This window comes from Steroidobacter agaridevorans (assembly GCF_009932555.1).
In the GTDB taxonomy this organism is placed as follows: Bacteria; Pseudomonadota; Gammaproteobacteria; order Steroidobacterales; family Steroidobacteraceae; genus Steroidobacter; species Steroidobacter agaridevorans.
Map to the genome: position 1 here is coordinate 128,846 of NZ_BLJO01000004.1, position 8,094 is coordinate 136,939.

The window sequence follows — 8,094 nt, forward strand, 5'->3', positions numbered from 1 at the left end:
TGGTGGGTCCCAGGTCCTTCCGGCACCGGGCGCCGGCCGGAGCGCACTGCGCTCCTCTCCGCACGTCCATGGTGAGCCCTGCTGTTGCGGCCCCATCCCTGTGCCGCAAAGCTGCCGGAAGAACCTGGGACCCACCATCCTCCGCCGATAGCGCAGCCGCAGCTTTCCAGAGACGGCAGCGGGCTCATCTCTGCTTCTCTCCCGTGCAAAACCTTCTTACTCATTGCGCGATCCGTTCGCCGCGGCGTCTCGTGCTCGCGCGGGGCCGGAGCAAATCTTCCGGCGGCGGCTCATCGGTCAGCCCGTCCAGGCCAGAGAACAGTTCGCGTTGGTCCTTGAGCCAACGGTTCGCTTCGTTCAACGATGCCGACAACGCATCCAACGACGACGCGACACTATGTTCATCCGTGGCGAGCAACGCCTGCTCACGCACCAACGAAACCTGCTGACGCAACCGTTCCAGTTCAGCTTCGATCAGCTCACGGCGATGCTGAGCGTCCGCATGGCCCGCGCGGCGGGAGCGGAGGACTTCGAGTTGTTGTTCCAGGCTGCGCTTCAGTTCGTCGCCGATGGCGTCTTCCGACAGCCGGTCGATGACCCGACGTTCCTGCTCTTCGAGCGCGCGTTTTTCCCGCTCTGCCGAATTGATCACTTGAAGCACGGAAGCCCGGGCGGCGAGCAGCTTCAGATGCAGCCACGCCATCTGCCGCACATCGCTTTTTTGCATTTCCGTCGCGCCAGTGCGTGACAAGAGATCGACGATCTCCCGCGCCTGAAACTCGATCGACTCCTGGCGGCGGCGAGCGTCTTCGTCGAGGTGATAGCTGAGCGCGTTGTAACGCGCGACCCAATCGTCGCCTTTGCCGCCCGCGTCGACGGTGGCTCGGAAGCGTTCATTGCGGGACACAACCCAGAGATACAAACCTTCCAACCCCGCGCCAATCAACCACAGGCCGGGATTCACGAACGCGCCGAGCAAGGCAAACGCGGCGATACCGAACCAGTTCGGCGGCACGGGCATGCCGAAAGGGCGGGCGTTGAAGGCGGCGGCGAGATAAGAGCGTGAGCCGCTCATGGCGCAGCAGTGGGCTCGGCGTACTTGTGGAACGCCGGCGGCACGAAGGCGAGATCGGTGGCTTCGCGAATCGAGATTCGCATCTGGAATTCCAGCACATCGGCCGGCACCGGGTTTTGATAACCGACCAGGCACGCATCCAACGCGGCGCGCGGCTCCAGACTTTCCGTGCGAACGCGACGGTAAGCTTTGACGACGAGCGCTTCAGCCGCGCCCGGCGTCAGCAACAACGGCATGCGCGATTGAAGCGCAGCGAGGTCGGCATCGTTCAACTGCAGCCCGTAGCGCTTCGCGAGCGCGCCGATCAGCGCGGCGCTTTCGGTGTGCGTGCTGGTCGGCAGCAGCGGCACTTTCACGTCGACGCGGCCGGGACGTTTCAAATCGACCTCGATCAAATCAGGCCGCGACGACGCCAGGATCCACAACACGCGGCCGCGATTCGACGAATCCGACATTTCTTGCGCAATCATCGAATACAGACGGCCCGACAGGCCACTGTCACCGCTGCCCGAATCGCGACGGCCGAGCGTTTGGTCGGCTTCATCGATGAACACCATGCAGCGGCCAAGCGCGCGGATCAAACGGAAGATCTTTTCCAGGTTGCCTTCGCTCGAGCCCACCCAGCGATCGCGGAAGTTCTTGAGCTTGACGACCGGCACGCCCGCCTCGCCCGCGAGACATTCGACCAGAAACGTTTTGCCGGTGCCGACCGGGCCGCACAGCAGATAGCCCATGGGCAGCGCTTTGAGATCGCCGGTCTGCCAGAGCTTGATGTCCTGACGCAGCCAGCGCTTCAACGCTTCCTGGCCGTGATACGCATCGAGGGTGCGAGCCGACTCGATGAATTCGACCAGCCCGGCGGAGTCGCGCTCCACCAGCTCTTTCTTGATGCGAGTGAGATCCGCGCTGCTCAGCGCTTGACCGGAGTGGTCGCGGATTTTGACCAGGCTTTCCAAAGCCGAGATCGTCACACCGACCAACGCCGCCCCGATCTGCGCGAGATTCGCCTCCGGCGGAAAAGCCTTCGGTTCATGCGTGCGCAAAAGCGTCAGCGCGCGTTCGATCTCTGCCGAATCCGGCAGCGGCACGCGAATGCGTGAGGCATGCGTGCTGAACGCGACCAACGGCTCAACGTCATTGAGGTTGTCGGCGATCAGAATGCTGGTGAAAGACAGATCGGCGAACGGCGCTTCGGATGACCAGTCGCGCAGCACACTCGTGAGGCTGCCGTGTTCGAAGCCGGCGCCATCGGCGGGCACGATGTGATCGACGCCTCGCAAGATGACTGCGACGTTTTCTTTCACTTCGCGGCCGAGCGCGCGCAGGTTGCCGAGATAGCGCAGGTATCGGCTGATCCAATGCAGCGCCGGCTGCGGCTCGCGCGGCATGGCCTTCAGGTTCGCGCCGGCCCATTTCTCTACCAGCTCGCCACCGCGCTCGATGGTGATGCCGTTGCCCAGATCGTAAGAGAGCACGACCTGGAAGCTGGAGAGCAGGTGACTTTCGAGATAACCGGCCAAGCCGACCAGCTGCGCGCCGACGGCAATCCGATCGTGCACGTTGCCGTACAGAATGAATTGCCCGTGCGCGCCGCTTTCATAGGCAAGCGCTAGCTCGTTGGCCCAGGCCGGTGCTCCATGCGGTGCAGGCATCGCCTTCTCGTCCGCTTGTTACGATTCGGACTGCGTACCCATCGTGCGCGTAGCCGGCGTGGCCGGCGCGGTGCCTTCGATGGAAATGCCCTCGCGCGCGGCGAAGTCGGCGAGGGCCTGGTCGGCCAGCGCATTCATCTCGGCTTCCTGCACGTTGACGTCGGTCATGTCGATCGAGTCCTTGGCGACGCGGGCGCGGCCGGCAGCCTTGGTGCGCTCTTCCTCGACCATTTCGTGCAGGCGATTGAGCGTGTCGCCCGAGCCGCCGATGCTGGTGATCATGCCCGAGGCCATCTCGTGGATCTCGGCCATGGCCTGATTCATCTTCATGTCGTTGATGGCGCCCTTCAAGCTTTCGATCTTGGCGCGGGCGGTCTGCACCGCCACGTCGCGGGCCTTGACCAGATTCTTGTAAGTGCCTTCGGCCGCTTCGAGCTGCTTGCGGTTCTCTTCGAGCTGCGACTCGATGGTCTGCAGGCGCAGGGCGTACTGACCGGCAGCCGACTTATTACCGGCGCGCAGATGGGCAGCCGTCTTGGCGCGCAGGTCTTTCTGTTCGGCTTCGAGCTTGCGCACCTGGCCCATGATCCGTTCGCACAGACCGGCGTGAGTGGCGAGGCCCTGATTGAAATTGGCGATCTGCTTGCGCAGGTTCTCCTGCTCCAGCTCGAGCAGGGCCTCGGGGTTGCGTTTTTCGATGCCCGAGATGAAGAGGGAGAAGAAGCCTTTGATCAGGTTTCCAAGACGGCTGAACATGCACCCTCCGAGGTTCCGTTACCGGTCAAGGCCGTAAAAATTGCGCAAAGCCTAACCAAATTAGCAGACTCCGAGTAGGGCTCGAGGGTCGGCGGCCGCTCACCGCCGGTGAGTGGCCCGCCGCCACCGGTGGCAGCTCCTGCACGTCCATGTGCCCGCTGCATTCGGACATCCTGCCCAGCAGGCCCATGCCCGGATGCTACACTCGCCGGCATGGCCACCCCGATTTCGCCGCCCCCGGCTCCGAAGTGTCTGCGTGAAGTGCTGGAACTCGAGCAGCTCGACACCAATCTGTTCCGCAGCCAGGTCAATCAGATCAACGTCAATCGCACGCTGTTCGGCGGGCAGATCCTGGGCCAGGGCCTGAAAGCCGCCCAGCACACGGTGGCGGCGGACCGCATCTGTCACTCGCTGCACGGCTATTTCCTGCTCGCCGGCGCCAGCGACATTCCCGTCATCTACGACGTGGAATTGACGCGCGATGGCGGCAGTTTCTCGACCCGCCGCGTCGTGGCCCGGCAGCGATCGCGGCCGATTTTCCATATGGAGCTGTCCTTCCACCGGCAGGAGGAAGGTCTGCAGCACGAAGTGACGGTCAGCGGCGATGTGCCCGATCCGGAAGATCTGATGGACGTGCAACAGCTGGTGGAGAAGTTCGGCGACCGCCTGCCGCAAGGGGCCGTCGCGCTGCTTTCGCAACAGCGCATCATCGAATTGAAGCCGGTGAATCCGGAGATGTTCATGCTCCGCAAGCAGTCGTTGCAGCGGGCCCAGTATTGGATTCGCTCCGCCTCGCCGCTGCCGCAGGATCCGCTCACCCAGCTGGCGGGCCTGGCGTATCTCTCGGATTACTTCCTGGTGTCGACCGCCTTGCTGAAACATCCGACGGCGATGCAGAACAAGGATGTGATGATGGCCAGCCTCGACCACGCCATGTGGTTCCATAGTCCGCCGCGAGCGGATGAGTGGATTCTGGTCGAGGCGGTGAGTCCGTTCGCCGGCGGCGCTCGCGGGCTGACGCGAGCGGAGATGTTCAGCCGCGACCGCAAACTCGTCGCGTCGGTCGCGCAGGAAGGATTGATTCGACTGCTCGACAAGCAGCCTCGCTAAATTCAGTCGCTGCTCAGCGTCGCGGCTCGCAGCTTCTCCACATCTTTCTTGCCGAGCAGCTTCGCCTGGCCAGGCTTGAGATCGCCCGCGCGTAGTGGGCCAATCGCCACTCGTTCCAATTCGCGCACTTTTAATCCGACACGCGCGAGCATGCGGCGGATCTCTCGATTCTGACCTTCGCGCAATGTCACGCTGAGCATCGTCCGATCGCCGCGCGCTCGATCGACGAAACGTTTGATGATGCGCACGGACTCCATCGAAGCGCGCTTCGATGTCTTCGTTCCATCGCCCGTCGGATTGACCAGATACATGCCGGCGCGAAGTTTCTGCAGCTGCTCGTCGCTGGCGAGGCCGGAGGTCAGCACGCGATATTCCTTGGCGACGCCGAACTTCGGATGCGTGAGCTGATACGCCAGGTCGCCATCGTTCGTGATCAGCAGCAATCCGGTGGAATCGCCGTCCAGCCGGCCGACAGGAAACAATCGCTCGTCCTGACGCAACGAGTGCGGCACCAGGTCGAGAACGTTGCGGCGGCCTTCGGGGTCGCTCGTGGTCGTGATAACGCCCTTCGGCTTGTTGATCAAAACATAAATGAAGGTGCGCGCCTTCGAGGCCGTCTTGCCAGTATCGCCCGCATCGGCGCTGCCTTCCGGAATCGGCAGCTCGATGACTTCGCCGTCGAGCTCGACCACGTCGCTTGCAGGCTCAACGAAACAGGGCAGGGTTGTCACGACGCGTCCATTCACCTGTACGCGTCCGGCGACAATCATTTCTTCGCAATCGCGCCGCGCACCCAGGCCGGCATCGGCCATGGCTTTTTGCAGTCTGACGCCTTTAGCGGCGGTCTCGGAAGTTCGGGGCATGAAATAGTTTCAACGTGTTGCTTGATGGGGACAAGCTTACACGGAAACCCGCAGTGTGCTCTCAGGCATGCACGCAAAATCTACGTGTACGCGGAACCAACTGGTCCCGCGTCGGTTTAAATCCGATGCGCGTTCGGAGGACGGATGGTTCAAGAGCATTTCGATGTCGTCGTGGTCGGCTCGGGGTTCGGTTCGTTGTTCTTTGTCGAGGGATACCTGAGCCGGCGGCCGGCGGCGAAGATCCTGATGCTCGAACGCGGCACGTTCAATTCGCACGCCTGGCAGCTCGAGCAAAACAGGAACTCGCCGATCGTGCCCAGCTCGACGTTCCGGACCGATGCGGCGAAGAAGGTCTGGAACTTCACGATCGGAGTCGGCGGCGGCACCAACTGTTGGTACGCGCAGACACCGCGCTTTCATCCCAGCGATTTCCGGATGCGCAGCCAATATGGCGTGGCGCAGGACTGGCCGCTCGATTACGACGAGCTGGAGCCGTACTACTTCGCGGCTGAAACCAAGATGTCGGTGGCCGGCTCGCCGGAAATGGGCGAGATCCTGCCGCGCTCGGGGCCGTTTCCTCAGCCGCCGCACAAGCAGACGGCGGTCGACGCGATCATGCGCAAGGCTCAGCCGCAGTTTCATTTCCCTATCGCCACGGCGCGCGCCAGTGTCGCAGATGCTGGACGCCCGCCATGCTGTGCGTCGGCACAATGCAACTTGTGTCCGGTGAATGCGAAGTTCACATTCGAGAATGGGTTCACGAATCTGCGCCAGCATCCCAACGTCGAGATCCGCACCGACTGCGAAGTGACGCACTTCGATCATGCCGGCGGCACGGTGAGCGCCGCTATCTATAAGAGAGACGGGGCCGAGCATCGAGTCACCGGCGATCTGTTCGTGCTGGGTGCGAACGCCATTCATAGCCCCGCCATCCTGTTGCGTTCCGGGATCGATCATCCATTGACCGGTGTGGGCATTCACGAACAAGTCGGCTACCAGCTGGAAGTATTGCTCGACGGCGTGGACAGCCTCGACGGCGGCACGATCACGACCGCGCTGAATTATTCGCTGTACGACGGCCCGTTCCGCAAGGACTACGCGGGCGCGTTGATCTATTTCGACAACCGCTGGCCGCATGGCTTGCGCAAGGAATATGGCCGCTGGCGGCAGTTCGCGCCGCTGGTGGTCGTCGTGGAAGATCTGCCGCAGGACTCGAACCGTGTGGTGCTCGATGACGACGGCATGCCGAAGGTGCTGCACGCAGACGTTTCGGACTATGCCAAGCGCGGCCTGCAAGAGTCGCTGACGAACATCAAGAAGGTGCTCGAGCCGCTGCCGGTCGAACGCATCGACTTCAAGGGCATGCGCGATACCGAATCTCACATCCAGGGTTCGCTGCGCATGGGCAACGACCGGGCGTCGTCGGTGATCGACGCCAAGCAGATCCACCACGACGTGCGCAATCTCGTGGTCGTCGGCTCGTCGGTGTTTCCGTCCGGCCCGAACTCGAATCCCAGCTTGAGTGTGGCCGCGCTGTCCCTGCGCAGTGCTGCCTTGATCGCGTGAGATCGCAATGAAACAAACGAGCACATTCTCGCCCGGCCGACGCAAGCTGCTCATCGGTGGCGCCAGCGCCGCTGTCGCGCTCGGGGTCTTCGGTGCTGCCTCGTGGGAGCAGCTGACCAACTACCGCGCGACCTGGATCGAACGGGTCGTCAGAGAGAACTTGCCGGGCATCGATCTCGATGCCGCCTCGCTGCAAGCATTCATCAAGGAGATGCTGGCGAGCGAGCGTATGCAGCGCACGGAAGTGAAGGTGACCGTGTTCGCCGATCGCTTCGGGCCGTGGTTGCCGGCGCACATTTCCAAAGCGCGCGACGGTTTGGAAGGTCTCGAACGACATGTGCTGACGGAGTATCTGATCGGCAGCAACTTCTTCCGCGTGCCCGATCCGAAGCGCGAACAGATTGTCTATAGCGGGACGATCCCGGCTTGCCGGAATCCATTCGTGTACAGCAACCCGTCCACGTTCAGCAAGGCATGAATTCGACCGTCGACTGCCGAAGGTGATAAAGGTCTGGCCGCGCGGCTTGATCAGGCGCGCTGTTTCTTCGCGAATTCGTGATTGAGCAGGGCGCGCAGGCGCACGGCTTTCAGCGGCTTGTGCATCATCGTCAGGCCGGCAGCGCTGACCTTCCGGAGTTGTTCCGTCGCCGTATCGCCTGAGATCAGCACTGCGGGAATTTCGCCCAGTTTTGCACGCAGCTCGCGAATGGCGTCGATGCCATTGCGATCGCCGCGCAGGCGCAGGTCCGCGATGATGAAGTCCGGCACGCGACCGTTGATGCTGGCCAATGCCTGGTCCGAATCCATGGCGGTGATGCATTTGCAGCCCCAGCTCTCCAGCAGGCTCTGCATGCCGAGGCGCACCGACTCTTCGTCGTCGATGACCATGATGAGCTTGCCGCCGATCAGGTTCGGCACCTTCTGCTCGATGGTCGCGGCGCCCGAATGAATCTTGTTCGGATCGGCGAGCGGCACTTCGATGCTGAAACGCGAGCCGCGGCCCAGCGTCGAGCGGACGTTCAACGGATGCTCGAGCAGGCTGACGATACGACGCACGGTGGCCAGCCCCAAT

General features: G+C 62.7%; 8 protein-coding genes. 3 read left to right on the forward strand and 5 right to left on the reverse strand.

Going from position 1 to position 8,094, the window contains the following annotated elements:
- Window positions 1–220 precede the first annotated feature (220 nt).
- The 3 genes from GYH35_RS15230 to GYH35_RS15240 are packed head-to-tail and all read right to left on the reverse strand — an operon-like array spanning window position 221 to window position 3,483.
- Window positions 221–1,075, reverse strand: coding sequence for a hypothetical protein (locus GYH35_RS15230; protein WP_161810769.1), 855 nt, complete (start codon window positions 1,073–1,075; stop codon window positions 221–223).
- Window positions 1,072–2,727 carry an AAA family ATPase gene (locus GYH35_RS15235; protein WP_161828908.1) on the reverse strand — a complete coding sequence of 552 codons (1,656 nt, stop codon included), beginning with the start codon at window positions 2,725–2,727 and terminating at the stop codon, window positions 1,072–1,074. The genes GYH35_RS15230 and GYH35_RS15235 overlap by 4 nt, the downstream gene beginning before the upstream one ends.
- Window positions 2,728–2,745: 18 nt before the next feature.
- Window positions 2,746–3,483, reverse strand: a complete 738-nt coding sequence (locus GYH35_RS15240; protein WP_161810771.1) for a PspA/IM30 family protein — start codon at window positions 3,481–3,483, stop codon at window positions 2,746–2,748.
- Between the two features lie 213 nt (window positions 3,484–3,696).
- Between GYH35_RS15240 and GYH35_RS15245 the strand changes: the two genes are divergently transcribed.
- Complete coding sequence (locus GYH35_RS15245; protein WP_161810772.1) at window positions 3,697–4,593, forward strand: acyl-CoA thioesterase; 897 nt, start codon at window positions 3,697–3,699, stop codon at window positions 4,591–4,593.
- A 2-nt stretch (window positions 4,594–4,595) separates the two neighbouring features.
- Here GYH35_RS15245 and GYH35_RS15250 read toward each other — a convergent pair whose 3' ends face one another.
- Window positions 4,596–5,456, reverse strand: a complete 861-nt coding sequence (locus GYH35_RS15250) for a pseudouridine synthase (protein WP_161828909.1) — start codon at window positions 5,454–5,456, stop codon at window positions 4,596–4,598.
- 144 nt (window positions 5,457–5,600) lie between these two features.
- Here GYH35_RS15250 and GYH35_RS15255 point away from each other — a divergent pair, with 144 nt between their 5' ends.
- Window positions 5,601–7,022: a GMC oxidoreductase gene (locus GYH35_RS15255; RefSeq protein ID WP_161828910.1), complete on the forward strand. Its 1,422-nt coding sequence runs from the start codon at window positions 5,601–5,603 to the stop codon at window positions 7,020–7,022.
- Window positions 7,023–7,029: 7 nt separating this feature from the next.
- Window positions 7,030–7,500, forward strand: a complete 471-nt coding sequence (locus GYH35_RS15260) for a hypothetical protein (protein ID WP_161828911.1) — start codon at window positions 7,030–7,032, stop codon at window positions 7,498–7,500.
- A gap of 50 nt (window positions 7,501–7,550) precedes the next feature.
- Here the strand turns inward: GYH35_RS15260 and GYH35_RS15265 are convergent.
- On the reverse strand, window positions 7,551–8,094 hold a 544-nt coding region (locus GYH35_RS15265; RefSeq protein WP_161828912.1), incomplete at its 5' end, for a response regulator.

Excerpts from the sequence above, each read along its gene's own strand:
- GYH35_RS15230 (WP_161810769.1), bottom strand. The coding sequence starts at position 1,075 with ATGAGCGGCTCACGCTCTTATCTCGCCGCCGCCTTCAACGCCCGCCCT.
- GYH35_RS15235 (WP_161828908.1), bottom strand. The coding sequence starts at position 2,727 with ATGCCTGCACCGCATGGAGCACCGGCCTGGGCCAACGAGCTAGCGCTT.
- GYH35_RS15240 (WP_161810771.1), bottom strand. The coding sequence starts at position 3,483 with ATGTTCAGCCGTCTTGGAAACCTGATCAAAGGCTTCTTCTCCCTCTTC.
- GYH35_RS15245 (WP_161810772.1), top strand. The coding sequence starts at position 3,697 with ATGGCCACCCCGATTTCGCCGCCCCCGGCTCCGAAGTGTCTGCGTGAA.
- GYH35_RS15250 (WP_161828909.1), bottom strand. The coding sequence starts at position 5,456 with ATGCCCCGAACTTCCGAGACCGCCGCTAAAGGCGTCAGACTGCAAAAA.
- GYH35_RS15255 (WP_161828910.1), top strand. The coding sequence starts at position 5,601 with ATGGTTCAAGAGCATTTCGATGTCGTCGTGGTCGGCTCGGGGTTCGGT.
- GYH35_RS15260 (WP_161828911.1), top strand. The coding sequence starts at position 7,030 with ATGAAACAAACGAGCACATTCTCGCCCGGCCGACGCAAGCTGCTCATC.